The sequence below is a fragment of the Brevibacillus brevis genome, assembly GCF_001039275.2.
Taxonomy (GTDB): domain Bacteria; phylum Bacillota; class Bacilli; order Brevibacillales; family Brevibacillaceae; genus Brevibacillus; species Brevibacillus brevis_C.
The window spans coordinates 1,454,848-1,474,282 of the sequence record NZ_CP030117.1; the positions used below are offsets into that span (position 1 = coordinate 1,454,848).

A 19,435-nucleotide genomic window follows, 5' to 3' on the forward strand; every position below is an offset into this window, starting at 1 on the left:
GGTAGCCGATTGACTCACGGGCATATTGTGTCTCCCTTTTCATTAGGTGGGGGTAGAAAAACGTTTGCGTGAAGAAAACTTATTACCCCGCTTCTCAGAAAAACAGAGCGAAAAGATACTCTCCCCCCGCTCCGTCCATCCTTCTATCCCCAAACTCACAAATTCATCAACCCTCGAAACGCTTTCATTCTCCCCCTACTAACAGGAATATCCGTCTGACTATCATCATTCATCTTAATCAAATACGTATTATTAAACCACGGAATGATTTCTCTAATATACTTCACATTCAAAATATAATTCCGATGACTTCGAAAGAAACATCGGGACCGGTTCAAAATCTCCTCCAGCTCATTTAAGGACAAATCGCACTTCTCAATACTCTCTTTTGTCGCCACATATAAATCTTTCTCCCGCACAAAAGCAAAGTAAATCTGCCCTACAGGGATCGGGATGATCTTGTTGGTCTTCCGGATGCAGACATGCTCTTCCAGCGGGGGAACAGTCTGGGTACGGTCATTCATGGCCGGTCGGTTCCTCAGTGTCCTCACTTTTTGGATCACATCGTCCAATTTCGTTTCCATGATCGGTTTGGTCAAATAGCCCACAGCTAACGTGGAAAAAGCCTCCAAAGCGTGTTCATGATAGGCAGTCGAAAAAACGATCAATGGGGGATTGGACATCTGGCTCAATGTTTTGGCAAATTCAAGCCCATTCATCCCGGGCATCTGAATATCAAGCATGAGCAAATCAGGCTCGGAATTGATAATATGGGGCAATGCTTCCAAGGGATTGGTATAGATTGCGTCCACCTGGATATCAATATATTTTTTTAGCAAATATTCTAATTCGGAACAAATGGCTGGCTCGTCATCGATGATGAACGTTTTCAGGAGCATCTGGATGCACTTCCTTTTCAAATGCGGATAACGGAGCGACAAAGGATACGACTGTTCCTAAACCGGGCTTGCTTTGAATCGTGAGGCCATATTTTTTGCCATAAATGGATCGTAGCCGTGAATGGACATTGACAAGGCCGATCCCTTTTGATTGGCTGTTCCAGATATCGGCCAAACGCTCTTCACTGATTCCAACTCCATTGTCTTCAATGCTGATTTTCACTTCATCGTCGTATGGTTCTACTCGAATCGTGAGTAGACAATCGCTAATTTTGGGAGAAAGTCCATGGTGAATGGCATTTTCCACGATCGGCTGCAAAGTCAGGACAGGCAATTTGCGCTCCAGCAGAGATTCGTCGATCTCCATGTTCACCTTTAATCGGTTGCTAAATCTGACCTTCTCGATTTCCAAATACGACTTGATTCCGTCCAGTTCTTCCTGCAAGCTGTGATGATTTCCCTTGCTTTTCAAATTGCGCCTGAAGATGTCACTTAAATGACCGATCAAGCTTCTCGCCTGATCAGGGTCTGTACGACAATAGGACATAATGGTCCCCAAGGTGTTGAACAGAAAATGCGGATTGATTTGGGCTTGCAGGGCGCTCACTTCAGCCTGCTTCCGCATTTTCGCCTGATGCTCGATCTCCGCCAGTTCAATTTGGACTGACAGCAGCTTAGCCAGACCGTCCACTAACTTCTCGTTGGTCTGGGACGTCTTGGAGGAAGAGGTTTTATAGTAAAATTGCAGCGTCCCGATTTTCTGGTTTTGATGATACAACGGTGCGGCGCTGATCGATTTTAGGCGAGGCGGACGCGGAAGAGCAAAATCCTTGTCGCAATATACCCCGGTAGGGTGGGTCAAAACAGCCTCCGCTACTTGTGCGCACAGCGTTTCTTTCTGCACATGATTCTCCAGTTCATGGCCTTTTGCGCTGAGTAGCTTTTCGCGGTCGGTAATGGCGACTGCATCCACCCTGGCCATTTCACGGATCAGTTCAGCGGTTTTTTTTGCAGAGTGTTCATTTAGCCCTGTCCGCAGATGAGGTAACGTCTGGCTTGCAATCGACAAGGCCAGGTTGGCCCCCAATGCGCCGGACTGGTCTTGCATCATTTTGAGATTTTGGAAAACGCGCGTGAAGAGCAGCAGTCCCGCAATGGTCATAATGGTGGTCGGGATCGCGATTTTTACTTCCAGTTCGAGTGCCGCAGAAAAAGGCTTGGCCAAGAGAAGCACCATAACTTTTTGAATGAGCTCGGCTGAAACGCCAATCAGTACGATATGCTGCCATTTCAGACGCAGCATATTCATTTTCGTACTTACGATCCCGGCCAAGTAGCCGTTCATTACGGTCGAGATGGCACAGGCGAATGCGGTAAATCCACCGATCGAATAGCGATGAATACCTCCGATAAGGCCGGCAAAAAAACCGACGACAGGCCCCCCGATCAACCCGCCCGCGACGGCACCGACAATGCGTGTATTGGCGAGTGCGTCATTGACACGTAGCCCATTCTCCGTTCCGATTACCGACAGGAACCCGAACAGAGTAGAGAGGATCACGATCCGCATCCAGTTGTTTTTGCCGTACATGATGTTCCGAAAGTAATCTAGTTGGCCGATGATAAGGGCGATGACTGCAATTACAGAGATGTTTTCAAGCAGTCCCAGAAGCATAGTGATTGTCATAACAGCCGCCTCCCTATGGAAAAGGGTAGCCCGATCCGCTCGAAAAATCAATGTAACTCAACTGGGTTTTTCGGCAGCTCGGATGCTGTTTTTGTACATCTGGAAGTATTCAATAGATTCTAGCAAAACAAACAACTTAGAATAAAGACAGTTCTTCTAGAATCCATCCGGGGAAATATGTAACCCCTTTCAAAGCATCGTTTCATTTGTAAGCGGTTAAACGATCCCAATTTTCGAATGGATTCGGGTCAATCATAAGGAGGGGGCAGCAATGAAGCCATCGAGTGATCGTGAAAATACGCGGCGAATCACAAGCAACATCTTTAAAGGTTCACTGGGTAACCTGATTGAATGGTACGACTGGTATGTCTATGCAGCTTTTGCGGTGTATTTCTCGTCTCAGTTTTTTCCAAAAGGAGACCCTACCAGCCAGTTATTGAATACTGCCGCTGTTTTTGCTATTGGATTTTTAATGAGACCGATCGGGAGCTTGCTCCTCGGCCGATATGCTGACCGTCATGGGCGCCGTGCCGCATTGACGCTGTCTGTTACCATCATGGCAGGTGGTTCTCTGGTGATTGCCGTGACACCAAACTATGAAACAATCGGCGTGTTTGCTCCTATTATTCTCGTTCTCGCCCGCTTGCTCCAAGGTCTTTCGCTTGGCGGGGAATACGGAACATCTGCCACGTACTTGTCCGAGATGGCTTCGAGCGGTCGTCGAGGGTTCTATTCTAGCTTCCAGTACGTCACGCTGATCAGTGGACAATTGTTGGCATTGGGTGTGCAAATTATCTTGCAGCAAATACTCCCGGAAGAAGCCATGATGGCATGGGGCTGGCGAATTCCTTTCATCATCGGAGCATTTGGCGCAGTAGCCGTGTTGTGGTTGCGCCGTAGTATGGACGAATCAGAGCAGTATACCAAAATGGAGTCGAAAAACAAGGAGAAGGCGGGTACGCTTCGTGAGCTGATGAAGCATCCGAAGGCGGTGCTGGCAGTTGTCGGCCTTACGCTCGGGGGAACGATCGCCTTTAACACCTACACGACCTATTTGCAAAAATTCATGGTGATTACGGTAGGACTACCGAAAGAAGTAGTGAGCTGGATTAACTTTACCGCATTACTCGTATTCGTCGTCTTGCAGCCACTTGCAGGTATGCTGTCCGACCGAATTGGACGGCGCCCGCTGTTGATTGGTTTTGGTATTCTTGGAACAGTGTGGACCGTACCGATGTTTATGCTCCTGGAACAAACCACTAGCCCATATATCGCTTTCTTGTTAATGTTGTCTGGACTTATCATTGTTACCGGCTATACGTCCATCAACGCGATTGTGAAAGCCGAAATGTTTCCTACCGCCATTCGCGCGCTGGGCGTAGGCTTTCCATACGGTGTGACCGTCGCGATCTTTGGAGGAACAGCGGAATTCATCGCCCTATGGTTCAAAAGCATCGGGAACGAGTCTCTCTTCTATTACTATGTAGCGGCTTGTATTGCCATAAGCCTCATTGTCTACTGGCGCATGGGTGAGTCGTCGAAAAACTCTCAGATCGAGGCTGAGCTGAACACTGCAAAGGACTAGATGGAAGAATAGAGGGGCAACGAAAAACGGCAGAGATGCCGTTTTTTGCATGTACGGAACTGTAAAAGATTGCTTTTGAAAACTGCTGCTTTTATGATGAAAAAAAACTCACTCAAAAAAGCGAGGTCCCCCAATGCCCCGCACCAAAGAACAATACGAACAAATGCGCAATGCAACCAAACAGAAAATACAATCGGCAGCCATGCAGCTATTCGTTCAAAAAGGATACGGCTCTACGAATGTCCAGGACATCGCGGATACGGCTGGAATCAGCATTGGACTTTTGTATCGGCATTACAAATCAAAAGAGACCTTGTTTGACGAACTGGTGGATTATGCACTTGCAGGCATACAGAAAAACATTGATTTTTTCGAGTCGGCCGTTTCACCCAAACAAGCATTGGATCAGTTTGTGAAAGAAGTTCACAGCGACATGATGACAGGCGAAGAGTTTGCAAATTTGCTGATCCTGATGGCGCAATCGTTTCTATCGGGAGGCGGGACAAACGAGAAACAAAGCGAGGTAGCTCGCCTTAGCGACAACATGTTCCGCGCTACAGCCCAGCTTATCAAGAAAGGTCAGTCACTTGGCGAATTCCGTTCAGGAGAGCCAGACGAAATGGTCGTGTTTTTCTATTCGACACTTCACGGGCTAGCTATGATGAATGGGATGCGGAAAAACAACTTCACAATGCCTTCCCCCTTTATCCTCACTTCTTTTTTATACAAGGAAGGAGAGTAACCAAAACATGTTTACTGTGATCAGGGCGGACCAAATAGAATTCGATACAAGAGAGCAAATGTCTCGGATTTTTGCGGAGGGGTTCACGCAGTGGCTTGGCTTTTTTTCCAATGACAAGCAAACCATTGCAAGAGCTTTTGCTCACATGTTCGTTTTGAATCAATTTTATGTAGCGGTAACGGACGATCGCAAAGTTGCTGGCATGGCCGCATGCACGGATGGCACTGCGTCTTCGGTAAAACTGAATCCAAAAGAGCTGCGAAAGCATCTAGGACTCTATAAAGGCACCCTTGCCGGACTCTTTTTGAAAAAAGAATTTGAAGCTACACTAGCAGATCCCTCGCCCGTCAAATGCTCAATCGATTTCGTCGGAACGGCTCCGGAATTCAGAGGGAAGGGAGCAGCAATGGTGATTCTCCGTCATATTATAGAAAATACCCCTTATGAACAATTTCTCATTGAAGAGGTAGCAGATACGAATATTCCCGCGATGAAGCTATACCAAAAGCTAGGGTTTCAAGAATATAAGCGAAAACCTGTCCCATTAAAAAGGGCTGAAAAAATTGGTATAAGTGGCTTCCTATCTTTGAAATACGTGAAGGGTACATCTGATTTAAAATAAATAAAGCGAACAAAAAAATCGCCCAAGAGAACTCATGCCTCCTGAGCGATTTTTCTATTTTTACCCTTGTCCCACAATCTTCTTCAAGCGTCCCACCAGCGGGATGACAATAACCGCTGCTACAACCACCTGCAAAACGTTCCCTGGAATGGAGCCAAACGGCTGAATCCAGTTCCCGTAAAGAATAACCTCAACAAAGTAGTAGCCCACGATCTTAATCACCAATGCAGCGGCAACTGCGAGTGCGTACACAAATACCCGATTGCCTGGTACCTTTTCGGCGATGAGGCCAGCTACATAGCCCATTGCACCTACGATTACAAAGGTAAACGGCGCCCATGCTGTCCAACCGGAGATAAGGTCAAAGAGGCCCATACCAAAAGCTCCAGCGATAGCTCCTGTTTTTCTGCCATATACAAAAGCTGCGATTAAAAGAGGCACGTTACCGAGATGGATGAGGCCACCGTTACCCATGATCGGGAGTCGTAAATTGATAAACATGGTGGCTGCGAGAGTAAAAGCGATAAAAAGTGCGTTGATAACCAAGGTTTTCGTCTTTGATGCTTTTCTTGCTGAAAAAGTAGAATCCATATGATAGCCTCTTTCTTTTTTAACTACTATCATACTCAGAATTAGCTACATAATAAATACACTTTTCACGATTTATTTGCCTGGGTAAATCATTCCAATGAAAAGGGACGCGCAGCTGGATTGGAAGCAGGTGCAGGACAGTGACAGATTTGGATAAACTAGCCGAAGTATTTGCTAGTGATCGCTTAGGCAAGCCTCTCCCCAAGCTGTTTCACTTTCTCCAGCCACTTCCTGCGCTTCTCCTCAGCCGCGGCATTCACCCCACTGATCTCCGTAACCTTCACAGGCTTAATCCCGCAAAACTTTAAAATGTTGCGTTTCATCACGAGATGTCCGGCTTGCCAGTAGATCAATCGGTTGTACCAAGATGGGGTATCCATGGTCACCATCACATGTGCGGTTTTGCCCGTTAACAGCTTATCCCATAGAGGAGAGTCTTCCCGATATTTATAGGCGAATCCGGGTAATAAGACACGATCGAAAAATCCCTTCAAGATAGCGGGCATCGTGCCCCACCAGGTCGGATAAACAATGACCAGATGATCCGCCCAACGGATGAGGTCCTGCGCTTCTTTTAAGTCGTCCTCCAGCTCCGTTCTTTTCCGATATCCGTACTTCAAATTCGGGTCGAAAGAGATTTGGCTTAAATCAATGGTGCGAATCTGTGCTGCTTTGCCTTTAGCTCCTTTCATATAGGCGTGCGCCAACGCAGAGCAATAGCTCTCGGGATCTGGATGTCCGATGATAACGAGAATGTTCATTTTCATATCCCCCTGTATAGTTGATTTCATTACCGACACATCGTGGTAAACTGAACTGTATTCAGCATATCGTGTGGAATGGAACAGAGGAATGATCGAGAGCGCATAAATGTTGTGGATTCACGCAAAGGAGGTTCCGTACTTGGAAAATGCGCATGGGTTTGCGATTTCGATGGTGTATCCGATTATGAAGACAATTACTCACAAGAACCTTGATTTTGAGCGTTTTTGTGATCATATTTCTTTCGACAGTAGCATGCTAAAAGATGTAGAGGCGCGCATTGGTGAAGCAGATCTCGAGCGTTTGATGAAGGAAGCGGCCATTTACACGCAGGATGATCATTTCGGACTGCATCAAGGACAGTTAACCGATATTGCCGATCTGGGCATTCTCGGTTATGTCATGATGCATTCGGAAAAAATCGTCGATGCATTGAAGGCTTATCAGCGGTACCACGTGATTCTTTGCAGCGGGTACGACCTGGATTGGGAAGAACGGGGGAACGATGTTTTCCTGCGGTTTCATAGACAAAGCCCGGGGAACGTTTCTCGACATTGCATGGAGGATATGGTCAGCTCCTTGTACCACTTGATTGTCCATATGAGTCATCGCGCCATTCCGTTACAGGCGATACGATTCACACACGACGCTCCGGATGATATCGCTCCGTATTTGAATTTGTTCGGAAGGGAGCCCCACTTTGGTGGAGAAGAAAATGGGCTCTTGGTCGGCAAAGAAGTTTTGCAATATCCGATCCTGTATTCAGATGTCAGGCTGCGTAAAGCTTTTGAACCAATCGCGGAAGAAATTCGAGAGAAGCTGATCAGAGGGCGGGAATTTTCGGACCGTGTGTTTCAATGGATGATGGGATGTATGCCTGCGGCTTTTCCGACCTTACAGCAGACTGCCGCTGCTTTTCATATGAGTACGAGATCCCTGCAAGCAAAACTAAAGGCGGAGGACACTTCCTATCATGAATTGTCCACGAATGTCCGCAAAGAAATAGCGATGGGATATTTACAGCAAGCGGAGTATTCCATCGGAGAGATTGCGTACCTGCTGCATTTTTCAGATCCAAGCGCCTTTCAAAATGCTTTCAAGAAATGGACGGGGCTGACACCGGGGCAATATCGGATCAGTCGTCAGGCACTTGCTATGTAACGTCATGATCGAACACGCTGCGTAAGCGTGTTTTTTTGTGTTGTCGAGCCTATTCGTTTGACAAACTGGAAAATCATGGTGTACACTTTTTTTATTCCGACCGTACAGTATAAATAAACGAGGTAAAATCATGCCCAAATTAGGAATGGAACCAAAGCGCCGAGCAGATGTCATCAATGCGACACTCACTTGTATTAGCAATCACGGGATTGATGGCATGACGCTGGATAAGGTGGCGGAGTATGCGGACTGCTCAAAGGGTGTCGTCACGTATTATTTTAAGAATAAGGATAATTTGACGAGTGAAGCCTTTCAGGCATTCTTGGCCTACTATGGCTTGAAAATTGAATCTGACATTGAGAGCACCATGACAGCCCAGGAAATGATGGACGTTACGCTTGCGCACATCTTGCCGCCGTACGTGGACGACAAGGAAAAACGGATCAATGTTTCGCAGTTGGATGGCATCGCTGACATGTACATCCCGCATGAAGATCAAGCAAGACTCTTTGTGCAATTCTTCTCCAGAGCCGCATTGGACCCCAATCTCCAAGAAGTGGTTGCGAAAAGTTATACAAGAGATTTGCAGGGCATCACCAAGATTTTTGATTACGGCAAGCAAACCGGGCTTATGTCTGTAGAGGATTCGCAAAGCGCTGCCTACGGACTCATGGCGATGGTTGTGGGCTTGAGCTTCTTTCGAGTGGCGAGCGTTCAGCCAGCAAACGGTGAAGACAACCGATATATTTGTGAGGACTATGTGAGGCAGATTATCAATAGAAAGTGAGGAGGATACACTTGAATATTACAAAGGTAGAAGCTGGCGGGAAGAATATTGCCATTGTGAGTGGTAGCGGGGTGCTTATAGAGGATGTGCAGTCCGCATTGGACCTGATCGCAACGGTACATTATCAAGCAGACAGTGATCGTATCATTCTCAACAAATCATTGCTCAACGAGAGCTTTTTCGATTTGAAAACACGTCTTGCCGGCGAGATCCTTCAGAAGTTTATCAATTATCGGGTGAAAGTAGCGATTGTAGGGGATTTTTCGGTGTACACAAGTAAAAGTCTAAAAGACTTCATCTATGAATCCAACAACGGAAACGACATCTTCCTCTTGCCGACCGAAGAGCAGGCGATCGAGAAGTTAAGCCAGGTGAAATAGGGATGGAACGGACGTACACCATGGTGAACATCCCGGCAGGGCAAATTGAATTACGGGACGATCGGATCAAGGCCACATGGACAACCGAGGTGAACGCTTTTTTACTCGCACCGGTTCCTGTTACGAATGCGTTTTACTTCTCGGTTGTACAAAAAGCAGTTGGACCGAATGAGCACCCAGAGGCTCCCGTTGTAAATGTGTCGTGGAACGATGCGATTTCGTTTTGCAATCTGCTATCTCAGCAAGCGGGTCTCACGGAATGCTACTCGATAAGTGAAGATGGTGAGCGTATCATATGGAACGGGGATGCGGATGGCTATCGTCTGCCGACAGAGGCGGAATGGCAGTACGCGTGCAAAGCTGGGACGGGTGGTTATCGCTACGGCGAGCTAGATGAGATTGCATGGTACCAAGAGAATGCTAAGGGTACAGCACATCCGGTAGGACAAAAGCTGCCGAATGAGTGGGGGCTCTATGACATGCTGGGAAATGTTTGGGAGTGGTGCTGGGACCTTTACGATGTAAGCGTCTACGGCTCCTACCGAATTTTTCGCGGTGGCAGCTGGGCAGAAGAGGCTAGGGGCTGTGGCGCGACGTGCCGCCGACGCAGTCACCCCACGTTTCGAATTGATGATCTCGGCTTTCGTCTTGCCAGGTCCCTGTAAGGTAGGGGGTTGCAAAATCCAAAAAAATCCTTTACATTGATTTTAGTTAGATAATCTAATTATATTTAGGGTGGATCATGAGCAGAAAAAACAAGCGGGAGCATACAGCCGATCAATTGCCGAAACTTGGTATTCAACCGTATTTGAATCTGATGGAAAAAACAGCTCTGCAAAATACGGATCGCAAATTGGCTCATTTGGGGCTATTGATGCTATGGCTGGGGGATAACGCCATAGACGTCATTGATTTGAACTTGGAGAAATTCGGCATAACGGAGTGTAAATTCGACGTATTGCTGTTGCTTACGTTACATGAAGACAGAGAACTTATCACCCCCTCTTCGCTTGCAGACAGGCTGGGCATTCGGCGTGCTTCTGTTACAGCTTTGCTGGACTGGCTGGAAAAAAGGCACTGGATAATCAGGGAGCAAAGCACGCTGGATGGTCGCAGGATTCATGTCAAAATAACACAGGAAGGCAGAGAATTAGTAGCCAGAGCACTGCCGGTTTTCTGGTCTGCCTGCGCCTCCATTATGAGTGAATTAGAAGAGGAAGAACGGATACTACTGGAAAAAATCTTGATGAAGTTGAATAGCAGCATGGAAAAGAAACTGGGGGTGGGAAGATAAGATCATATTTTTTTGTGAATATAATTAGATAATCTAACTATAATGTGTGTAACTATTTGAAAAAGAGGTGTGCGATGTCACAGCGAAACTACTCACTCATGACGGCAATCCTATGCTGGTCTGGAATCGTCGTCATGTCGAGCTTATACGTTACGATTCCCCTTATGAGCATATTTGCCGATCTTTTCCGTATTACGTTGACACAGGCTGCAGCAGTAGGCAGCGCATTTTCGGTTGGGTTTGCCATTGGGTGCCTGATTTATGGACCATTGTCTGAAAAGTATGGCCGCAAAAAAGTTATTGTGATCGGGCTGATTGCCCTGGCTTTCTTTTCTTTGTTGCTTGGTAGTGCAAATGATTTCGCATGGATCATTGTCCTCAGGAGCTTGCAAGGTGCTGCCGCTGCTACGTTCTCGCCTGTTGCGCTCGCCTATGCTGTGGAAATGTTCCCTGCGGCAAAACGGGTAACGGCAATCGGATTTATCAGCACAGGATTTCTAGCTGCAGGAATCATTGGTCAAGTAATTAGTACCGTAATGAGTGAACAATACAGTTGGCACGCTGTATTCTATGTGCTTGCTGCTATCTATTTCGTGACGCTGCTCGTGGTGATGAGGTGGCTGCCAAAAGAAGCGAGTCCCCTTGCTACCGTTCATATTTGGGAGCCGATTAAGCAAATTCCCTCCATGTTCAAACAAAAAAATATCGTCTGGAGCTACATAATCGCTCTTGTATTGCTTATGTCATTCGTTAATATGTATACGGTCTTGGGCGGTTATTTGGCGGGACCTGATTTTGGGCTTAGCAACAAGGATATTCTGCTTGTTCGATCGATTGGTGTAGTGGGCATGCTCATTTCTCCGATGGCGGGCTGGCTGGCAAAACGGTTTGGTTTACGTACCGTGCTACGCTGCGGGTTAGGTCTGGCAGTGGTCAGTATGGCTTCCCTCGGTATGATTTCGAACTTGTCTCTTTTGATCGGTACGAGTGTGCTTTTCGTTGCCGGAATTGCGTTATCCGTTCCTTCCCTAATCACGCTTATTGGACAGCTAGGGGGCAAATCGCGGGGAATTGCTGTTTCGGTTTATACGTTTATCCTGTTTTCGGGGACAAGTCTTGGGCCAATCTTGTCCATCCGTTTGATGCATGTTGGCAGCTATGAACTTACTTTTGTACTGCTTGCAATCGTACTAGGGATTGGTCTGTTGGCTGCATGCCTGATTCGCAGTGATTCCGCGGTTGAGAGCATAAGCACAAAACCTCCTTCACCACTAGCATAGTGGTTGAGGAGGTTTTGTTGTGATAAACGACGGCTGCTATCGATTATTTTGTTGATTCAGCAAGCGTTCTCGCTGCTTGTGCATGGCAATGAAAATGGCAAACACGAGAAGCAGGCTTCCTGTGAACAGAAACCCTTCCTCGATGGAGAAGGGCAGCCAACCTAAAAGGCCTGAGCCGACGACCACACCGAGAGAGAAGAAGGCGTATAAGTAACCGTGTGCTTTCCCACGCAATTCTTGCGGCGTCGATTGAATGAGCATCGTATTGACAGAGGGAAACAAGAGAGCAAAGCCTATCCCATATAGTCCTAACATGCAGTACAATGCCAATGTCGTGTTGGATTGACCAATAAGCAGTTGACTCACGCCCATGAAACCAATTCCGATGGACATCGTTTTGGAGGGGGCCACACGATCAAAAATCTGGTTGGTCGGAAGTACAAAAAGCAGGACGGCAATCATCCCAAACGTGCTCATTAATGTACCGCTTAATTTCGAATCGTATCCAAGCGATTGTACATGCAAGGGCAAAAGGTAAGCGATCACACCTTGTGAAAACATGAGCAAAAAGGCACCGCCGTAAGCCTTGATTATCCCAGCATTAAAGATCAGGGCTGAGGTTGGAACGTCCTTCTTTAGCTTCTCTTTTTTGCAGGCCTTAGTGGATTGCAAAAAAATGACGGACAGGATGGTTAGGAAAAAGCCCATAACAGCTACACATGTAAAGACAAACGGCACGGAGGTTTTGCTTGCCATGATGCCGCTGAATGCAGGCCCGATAATCGCTGCGAGTCCCACGAAGGTACCGGTGAAAGCAACCTTTCGTCCTTGCTGCTCGTGTGAAGTGTTATTCGCAGAGAAAGTAAAAGCAGCAGGAACGATCAAACCGGCAACAAATCCGTGGATGATTCGCACGATAATCAACAGAAACGGCTGATCGACGATGTGATACAGCAGCAAGGCGCAACTTGATAAAACCAATCCGATCAACAAAGGTTTGGATGGACCAACCTTGTCTGTCAGCATACCAGAGATAATATTGCCAAAGGTATTAGCTAACGAATACAGACCGATGACAAAGCCTATAACAAATGAGCTGGCACCTACGGAAGCAGCAAATGTACTCATGACCGGCAGTTGCGAGAACAAATCAAAGAACGAGAAAAAAACGATGCCGTATACGAGAAGGGCATTATTAAACGGCTTCAGAGGATACACCTCCTGTGCCGTTTTCAGTCTGCGATCCAGAAAGAAGTTTCCAAACGGTACAAAAGCGGCGAGTAACGCAGCTAGAGACCAGAGCAGGCTCCATCTCACGCGAATGGCCGCATAGAGTATCGCCAGAGCATACAAGCAAAATATCCCGCCGTGAATACTTCCAGTGATGGTTACGGCTTTGTCTAAGCCCCACACGTATTTCAAGGGCATCGCGATGCCCATCAATACTAATAAGGAAAGGCCATCTAACAGGCCTGTAAGACGTAAAAAGTAAATTGGATGTACCCGCACTTGTGACTCTCCTCATTTTTTATGAAGTGATGCCTCTATCCTAACATTTTTTTTGATGAAGAAAGTGAACAAATTCGGGTCATTCCTGTGTCGATATCATGAGGGCGGTCATTTTTCATGATGTGAAAAGCAAAGAAGTTACCCTATACTGTTGATAGGCGACATGGTATTCGTGAAAAGCTTGTGCTAACAAACAGGATGGGCGAGGTGTTCAAAATGAAGAATCCAAATACCGAATTAGGCAAAATGGTTGGACAAACGGCAGCGACGGGTTTCCAGGTAGGTGTACGCAGGACGATGTCCGTTACCCCGGAACAGGCATGGGCGTTTTTAACCTCGTCCGAAGGGGTGAAATTATGGCTTGGACATGTATCGGACCTTACCTTTAGTGAGGGGGAGTCCTTTACTTCCAGCGATGGAATATCGGGTCAATTTCGTGTTGTAAAGCCGCTCCGGCAGTTTCGTTTAAAGTGGTCGATGAAGGAATGGGAAAAGCCGTCCACATTGCAAATCCGGCTGCTATCCGACAAGCCTGACCGAACGACGATTAGTTTTCATCAAGAGAATTTGGATAACATGAACACAAGGGAACAAATGAAGCTTCATTGGGAAGAAGTTCTGAATGAAATCAGGAAAAATGTCTCCATGATGGAGAGGGAATAAGCTTATAAACTGCACCTCCTGTTTCTATGTCTTTTTGTTCATTCCCCCTCTATCTGGAAAATGAAGTAAAATAGATGAGTAATCCTATGATTTTGAACAAAACAACAGAAAAAAAGAGGTGTGACGATGGTAGAAGAGTTGTCGAATTACCTAAAGGAATGTGACATAGAAGTAGTTGCTACGGAAGGCTTCTCGGTACCTGCTACAAAGGCAGATACGCACAGCATCTTGGTCCTGCCTAGCTATAATATACTTGAGATGATAGAAGAAGCGGTGGACGAAGAGGGATCACTATCTGCTTATGTACATAACCAGCTTGCGGAAGTTCATAGCTTATCCGTTGAGGATGCTTTTCGACGAATTGTAAGCTCTCGACTTTTGTATACAGACATTTCATCCGAGTTAAAAAATTTGGATGGGAAGAACTTTGAAGAAATCTATAGGGCGTATTCCCTTATATGGGAAGGCCATGAGCTAATCGATGAACAACGCAGTGAAACAGAGACGGAATCCTTTCAAATCAGTGAAAAATGGGTGCAGGATCGATTAGAGGATGAGGCCTTGATTGTCCTGAAATTGCCGTTAGCATCTGGTTATGAAGCGCCGTTGTGGGTCCCGATGGGCGGCTATAATGAATGCCCACTACCCGTTTACCAGTCCGTTATCGTAAAGCACTGGCAGGAGGCGTATGGGATCAAGATTCTCGCTGTGACAGAGGATACGTGGACTTTTCAAGCCGGTTCAAGACCTCAGACCTACCAGGATGCCCTAAAGCTGGCACAAGAGCATTTTATCTTTTGTCAGTACGTTTTGGATGAGTTTCCTTCAATAGGGCATTACGCCGATTATTTAATGAAACAGGATGTATGGTATTTTTGGTGGGATTAGTGAATGAAATTATTCAAGGGAGATTATTACAGAGGAGGCATTTTTAAATAATCGGATAAGCTCGATATCTATTTACTTAATGCTGGCGGAAGTATGGGGGCTGTCAGTTAACTTAAATCGACTATATCATACAGTTAGCAAAGGCAAGACCTTTATTTTCACTATTTAAGAAGGGATCTTCAAGCTCGAATCCGAATGGATAAATTACTTGTCTGTAATACTGTAAGACTTGCACATATTAACATAAATAAATTCTCATAGGACAATTAGAGCAGTTGTTTGGCAATACATTGGTATTGCCAATTTTTTTTGGAGGTATTTCCGTTATTGGAACCTTTAAGATGATATTACTGGTTCAGGAGTGTTTGGAACTGTGTTCCTGGAAAACGTAGTACTATCCTGGCACAGGGTGACTTAATGTAAATTTGTAGGAATATGGATTTATTTGGCGAATTATGAAAAAGGTCCTTGTTGCTTATTAAAAGACTATAAAGGGATTAAGAAATGGGGCGTAAGTTTTACTACTATCGCATTATATCTAATGACTATTTAGGTGTTACTAAAGAAATAAAGGGTTCAACAGAATATGAAGTTGCTTTAAAAGTAGAAGAACAATTACGCAAATGGGAAACCAAAGAAAGAGCTCAACGACAAAGAGATGCAATAGAAGATATGAAATCCCAAGCAGAATTTGATTCAGAACAGGCACAAGAACTAATAGAAGATTATAAATCAATCCTTATCTCTACTTTGAAAGTAGATGATAAATTAAAATGGGAGAAATTAAAAGAAAAAAAGAAATTTAAAAACTTTCACTTCAATGAACCAGTACCTACATTACAGCAAATAATGAATCAATTAAAAGTACCAAATCCAAGGCCATTTGTGGAGTTTTTAATTAAATCAATAAAATTAAAAAGAATTGAAATGGAAGAAAGAGCCCAAGTAGAATTGGATAAAATGTTGGCCGATTATGAAAACAGAAAAGCCAAAGAACAAGAAAAATATGAAAAAGATAAGCAAGAATTTATAAAACTACAAAATGAGCACAATGAAAAAATAGATCAATTTAAGTTGGAGTTTGAACAGGGGCACGGAGAGGCTATTGAAAAATACGTCTACATGGTTTTGGAGAAATCAAAATACCCGGAGGGTTTGGATAGAGAATTTGAAGTTCAATATGATCCCATTAGTGGAACTGTTATCATTTCTTTTGAACTTCCCTCAAAGGATGTTGTTCCAAGTATTATTCAATATAAATATGTAACAACTAAAAAAACAATAACAGAAGTACGTATGAAACAAAAAGAGTTTGATGCTTATTACGAGGATGTTTTATATCAGATTTGCTTAAGAACCATTCATGAAGTTTTTGAAGCTGTTTATATACGTGATGTCAAAAGTGTTGTATATAACGGTTGGGTAAGTGGAATAGATAGTAAAACTGGTAATGATTTCAGATCATGCATAATGTCTTGTCAAGCTGAGAGGGAAGCATTTGAGAAATTTAATCTTGAGAGAGTTGATCCAAGAGAATGCTTTAAGGGTTTAAAAGGGTTGTCTGCTGGACCATTAGCACAACTAGCACCTGTTAGGCCGGTTATGGAAATTAGGCGTGATGACTCACGTTTTGTTGAATCTCGTGACGTATTAGCTGATATTAATTCGACGACTAATTTGGCTACAATGAATTGGGAAGATTTTGAGCATTTAGTAAGAGAGCTTTTTGCAAAAGTATTTTCAAAAGACGGTGCAGAAGTCAATGTAACTCAAGCAAGTCGAGATGGTGGAGTTGATGCAATAGCATTTGACCCAGACCCAATCAAAGGGGGCAAATTTGTCATTCAAGCAAAACGTTATAACAATGTTGTTCCAGTTTCCGCAGTTAGAGATCTTTATGGAACTTTATTAGCCGAAGGAGCAACTAAAGGAATTCTAGTTACTACAAGTTATTTTGGTAATGATTCAAGAGAGTTTGCTAAGGATAAGCCAATCACATTAATCGATGGTTCAAATTTGGTTTATATGTTTCAGGAATATGGACATAATGTTACAATACAATTGCAGAAAAAAGTGAATTAATACATTCATGTAAAAGTTAATGTGATTTAAATTTGAAGTGAGAGGTTGCTAACACGCCACTTTATATGTTAATTATGCATAACATGCTCGTGAATTATTGTAATTCACGAGCATCTTTGTCTTACTTGTTATCCTAAACTCGGGTAACGGGAATCAGGTTAAATTCCTCCTATTGTTTTAAGTCAAGGAGAGACAGCGGATTTTTCATTTTTATGTTCGTGCTGTGGGAGTGGGTAGGTAATTAATACTCATTTGAGAGCAAAAAGTAGTGTTATCATAAAGGCTTCAGCTTATTAACGGCTGAAGCCTTTGTATTTTCGAAGTTGTGATAAGAAAGGTGCTACACATAGAATTGTGTAAATGTAAGGAGAAATTATAATCTATCTTATTTTATTCGAGACATTTCTTAAGATACCTAACCCTTTAGATTAGCTTAACTGAGTCGAGATGAGTGCTTAAATGTTATGAGGTTAACAGTATCTTTTAAACTCGATATGTTAATCCGAAAATTGGAAAGACACAGTTCGTTCAGTATTACTAATTCGCCATAAACCGTCGTCCTCTAGCTTTAGAGTAATTTTGTAGAATAAGGTAGCTTCTTTCCAGTATTCAACGACTGCTATGTAAGAAGTTTTAGATTCTTCGGAGTATGTTGGAACAGACATTTCAACTCCTAAAAAATCTTTAAGGGGTTGCCCATGAAGTTCATTAGTCATCGTCCACTTCTTTCTTAATATCTCAGGACTAATTAATCTAAATTCCTTTTGATAAAAATCTTTGGTTATCATTGAGATCAATTCAGATGCATTTGCTTTTAGTCGAGCGTTGTAAAATTTATCTATTTGGGAATTGATTTTCTTTTGAGTATCGTCAAGAATAGTTTTTCCACTAATCATTTTACGGTAAGTATGTTCCTTACTGCCATCCCAACTTTCAATTTTATTAATCTTACTTATAGGGATTACTTCAATTTTTTTTGTTGAGTAGTTGAATCCTACGAAGTATTCTTTTGTAATATCAATCTTGAGATAGCTAGAAATATTGTTTTTTTCATAATAAACCGTAGAGAGTTTATGACTAACTTCGCCTTTATTAAATGCTTTATCGATTTCAGTTGCTTGGGAAAATGAACCTTGTAAATAAACGTGGAAAATGAAGCTTAATGACATAAAGGCAATGAAAAAGTAATGATATAACTTAACATTCGGTAAACTATTTAGATGTACAATATCTTTAGTTATTTGAATTTTATATACCTTATATGCTGAAAAATATGTAAAAACAATTATCATGTTAAGAATTGTGCCATACCAAACGTATCCAATAATCGGAAACAAAAGTAGACAAAAAAAGGGGCTGAATATCAAAATTAATTTAATGATTGTTGTATAAATATTCTTGGATAGAATGTACTTTCTTTGAAGACTTTTAAATATTTTAGAGTTTGAGAGATGTTGTAGTAAATCACTTAAGGATTCAATTAAAATGCTTGCAAGAAAAGCTCCTATCCCGAATCTAGTGAGGAAATGTGCTCCATTTATAAAATATAGTTCCAACGATAATGATAAAAACTCATTATTATTCCATATATTCAGGTTACCAGTATAAGGGGAAAGGGTACCCTGTGTGTATATAAATCCTACAAAGTAGACTAATAAAGGGATTAGAAGGTAGTAACTGTGAACAGTCTTAATTGTTTTCACAATAATAGGCTTTAGTGAATAGTTGTCCAAAAAATCACCTTTTTCATTTGTTTTCCATTGAATACGATTATAATTAGTATTAAGTTTCAGGAGAAACTCGGTGGGATTTTTTCATCATCACGTGAAAAAGAAACACATTGTTTATATAGCTTACTAGGTAAAAATATTTTGTAACTTTATAATATGTATCTGCTTAATTCCTGAAATATCTCCCGTGTTCCGACAATACACATAACAAGATACCAAAGAACACTGGGGGAAGGAATGAGCAAATCATGCCTCAAGGAATACATGATGTGGAGCTGAGCCTGCCTATCGGGGCGGTATGGCAGTTTGTGAGTATAGTGGAGAACTGGGTTCCACTGGTACCTGGCTACATCAGCCACGAGGTAATCAATGAACGTCGTGTCGCTTGGACGTTTACAGGCGATATCGGCATCATGAAGAAAACGATCAGCCTGCAAGTGGATATCACCGAATGGACGCCGCCGACCGAGGTGAGGTTTACCTTGACGGGGATCAGTGGGAATTTCACCGGGTATGGCTACTTCCAAGCAAAAGCATTGGGGGAGGCGCGGACGAAAATGACGGGGTGTCTCGACATCACTGCACATGGTGTGAAGGGTCCCATGATCAATTCCATTCTAAAATCGAATCTTCCCAAGACAACGAGAGAGCTCGTGGAAGCTATTGGAAAACGTATAACGAGATAACATCTATGCCGCCAAAACGAAAACACGCCAGCTCGGCGTGTTTTTTGTGTGATTTGAAAAAAGCAGAGAGTAAATCAAAAAGTCGGC

General features: G+C 43.7%; 19 protein-coding genes. 13 read left to right on the top strand and 6 right to left on the bottom strand.

Going from position 1 to position 19,435, the window contains the following annotated elements:
- Positions 1-155: 155 nt before the first annotated feature.
- Both AB432_RS07530 and AB432_RS07535 read right to left on the bottom strand, forming a co-directional pair.
- Complete coding sequence (locus AB432_RS07530; RefSeq protein WP_048031731.1) at positions 156-899, bottom strand: LytR/AlgR family response regulator transcription factor; 744 nt, start codon at positions 897-899, stop codon at positions 156-158.
- Complete coding sequence (locus AB432_RS07535) at positions 871-2,586, bottom strand: LytS/YhcK type 5TM receptor domain-containing protein (RefSeq protein ID WP_048031732.1); 1,716 nt, start codon at positions 2,584-2,586, stop codon at positions 871-873. The genes AB432_RS07530 and AB432_RS07535 overlap by 29 nt, the downstream gene beginning before the upstream one ends.
- 271 nt (positions 2,587-2,857) lie before the next feature.
- On the opposite strand from AB432_RS07535, the gene AB432_RS07540 reads away from it, so the two are divergent.
- The 3 genes from AB432_RS07540 to AB432_RS07550 all read left to right on the top strand — a co-directional run bounded on the left by AB432_RS07540 (position 2,858) and on the right by AB432_RS07550 (position 5,535).
- Positions 2,858-4,171 carry an MFS transporter gene (locus tag AB432_RS07540; RefSeq protein WP_048031733.1) on the top strand — a complete coding sequence of 438 codons (1,314 nt, stop codon included), beginning with the start codon at positions 2,858-2,860 and terminating at the stop codon, positions 4,169-4,171.
- 133 nt (positions 4,172-4,304) lie between these two features.
- Entirely contained in the window at positions 4,305-4,913 is a 609-nt protein-coding gene (locus AB432_RS07545) for a TetR/AcrR family transcriptional regulator (protein ID WP_048031734.1), read from the top strand.
- 7 nt (positions 4,914-4,920) lie between these two features.
- Positions 4,921-5,535, top strand: coding sequence for a GNAT family N-acetyltransferase (locus tag AB432_RS07550; RefSeq protein WP_048031735.1), 615 nt, complete (start codon positions 4,921-4,923; stop codon positions 5,533-5,535).
- 60 nt (positions 5,536-5,595) lie between these two features.
- Here AB432_RS07550 and AB432_RS07555 read toward each other — a convergent pair whose 3' ends face one another.
- Both AB432_RS07555 and AB432_RS07560 read right to left on the bottom strand, forming a co-directional pair.
- A complete protein-coding gene (locus tag AB432_RS07555; protein WP_048031736.1) occupies positions 5,596-6,126 on the bottom strand; it encodes an ECF transporter S component in 531 nt (176 codons plus the stop codon).
- 185 nt (positions 6,127-6,311) lie between these two features.
- Complete coding sequence (locus AB432_RS07560) at positions 6,312-6,887, bottom strand: NAD(P)H-dependent oxidoreductase (protein WP_082195885.1); 576 nt, start codon at positions 6,885-6,887, stop codon at positions 6,312-6,314.
- Positions 6,888-7,029: 142 nt separating this feature from the next.
- Between AB432_RS07560 and AB432_RS07565 the strand changes: the two genes are divergently transcribed.
- The 6 genes from AB432_RS07565 to AB432_RS07590 all read left to right on the top strand — a co-directional run bounded on the left by AB432_RS07565 (position 7,030) and on the right by AB432_RS07590 (position 11,790).
- Entirely contained in the window at positions 7,030-8,049 is a 1,020-nt protein-coding gene (locus AB432_RS07565; protein ID WP_048031738.1) for an AraC family transcriptional regulator, read from the top strand.
- A gap of 130 nt (positions 8,050-8,179) precedes the next feature.
- Positions 8,180-8,836: a TetR/AcrR family transcriptional regulator gene (locus tag AB432_RS07570; RefSeq protein ID WP_048031739.1), complete on the top strand. Its 657-nt coding sequence runs from the start codon at positions 8,180-8,182 to the stop codon at positions 8,834-8,836.
- Positions 8,837-8,847: 11 nt separating this feature from the next.
- A complete protein-coding gene (locus AB432_RS07575) occupies positions 8,848-9,216 on the top strand; it encodes a DUF4180 domain-containing protein (protein ID WP_048031740.1) in 369 nt (122 codons plus the stop codon).
- Between the two features lie 2 nt (positions 9,217-9,218).
- Positions 9,219-9,881, top strand: coding sequence for a formylglycine-generating enzyme family protein (locus tag AB432_RS07580; protein ID WP_048031741.1), 663 nt, complete (start codon positions 9,219-9,221; stop codon positions 9,879-9,881).
- A 77-nt stretch (positions 9,882-9,958) separates the two neighbouring features.
- The gene (locus tag AB432_RS07585; protein WP_048031742.1) at positions 9,959-10,510 is read left to right on the top strand and encodes a MarR family winged helix-turn-helix transcriptional regulator; all 552 of its coding nucleotides are present in this window, start codon (positions 9,959-9,961) and stop codon (positions 10,508-10,510) included.
- 74 nt (positions 10,511-10,584) lie between these two features.
- Positions 10,585-11,790 (top strand): MFS transporter, encoded by a 1,206-nt coding sequence (locus AB432_RS07590; protein WP_048031743.1) that lies wholly within the window; start codon positions 10,585-10,587, stop codon positions 11,788-11,790.
- 36 nt (positions 11,791-11,826) lie between these two features.
- Here the strand turns inward: AB432_RS07590 and AB432_RS07595 are convergent, their stop codons facing one another.
- Positions 11,827-13,299 carry an MFS transporter gene (locus tag AB432_RS07595; RefSeq protein WP_048031744.1) on the bottom strand — a complete coding sequence of 491 codons (1,473 nt, stop codon included), beginning with the start codon at positions 13,297-13,299 and terminating at the stop codon, positions 11,827-11,829.
- 216 nt (positions 13,300-13,515) lie between these two features.
- On the opposite strand from AB432_RS07595, the gene AB432_RS07600 reads away from it, so the two are divergent.
- The 3 genes from AB432_RS07600 to AB432_RS07610 all read left to right on the top strand — a co-directional run bounded on the left by AB432_RS07600 (position 13,516) and on the right by AB432_RS07610 (position 16,932).
- Positions 13,516-13,962, top strand: coding sequence for an SRPBCC family protein (locus tag AB432_RS07600; protein ID WP_048035729.1), 447 nt, complete (start codon positions 13,516-13,518; stop codon positions 13,960-13,962).
- A gap of 126 nt (positions 13,963-14,088) precedes the next feature.
- Complete coding sequence (locus AB432_RS07605; protein WP_048031745.1) at positions 14,089-14,850, top strand: DUF4253 domain-containing protein; 762 nt, start codon at positions 14,089-14,091, stop codon at positions 14,848-14,850.
- A 504-nt stretch (positions 14,851-15,354) separates the two neighbouring features.
- Positions 15,355-16,932: a restriction endonuclease gene (locus tag AB432_RS07610; RefSeq protein WP_048031746.1), complete on the top strand. Its 1,578-nt coding sequence runs from the start codon at positions 15,355-15,357 to the stop codon at positions 16,930-16,932.
- Positions 16,933-17,429: 497 nt separating this feature from the next.
- Here the strand turns inward: AB432_RS07610 and AB432_RS30465 are convergent, their stop codons facing one another.
- A complete protein-coding gene (locus tag AB432_RS30465; protein WP_162630230.1) occupies positions 17,430-18,224 on the bottom strand; it encodes a hypothetical protein in 795 nt (264 codons plus the stop codon).
- Positions 18,225-18,910: 686 nt separating this feature from the next.
- Between AB432_RS30465 and AB432_RS07620 the strand changes: the two genes are divergently transcribed.
- Entirely contained in the window at positions 18,911-19,348 is a 438-nt protein-coding gene (locus tag AB432_RS07620; protein ID WP_048031748.1) for an SRPBCC family protein, read from the top strand.
- The last annotated feature ends 87 nt before the right edge of the window (positions 19,349-19,435 follow it).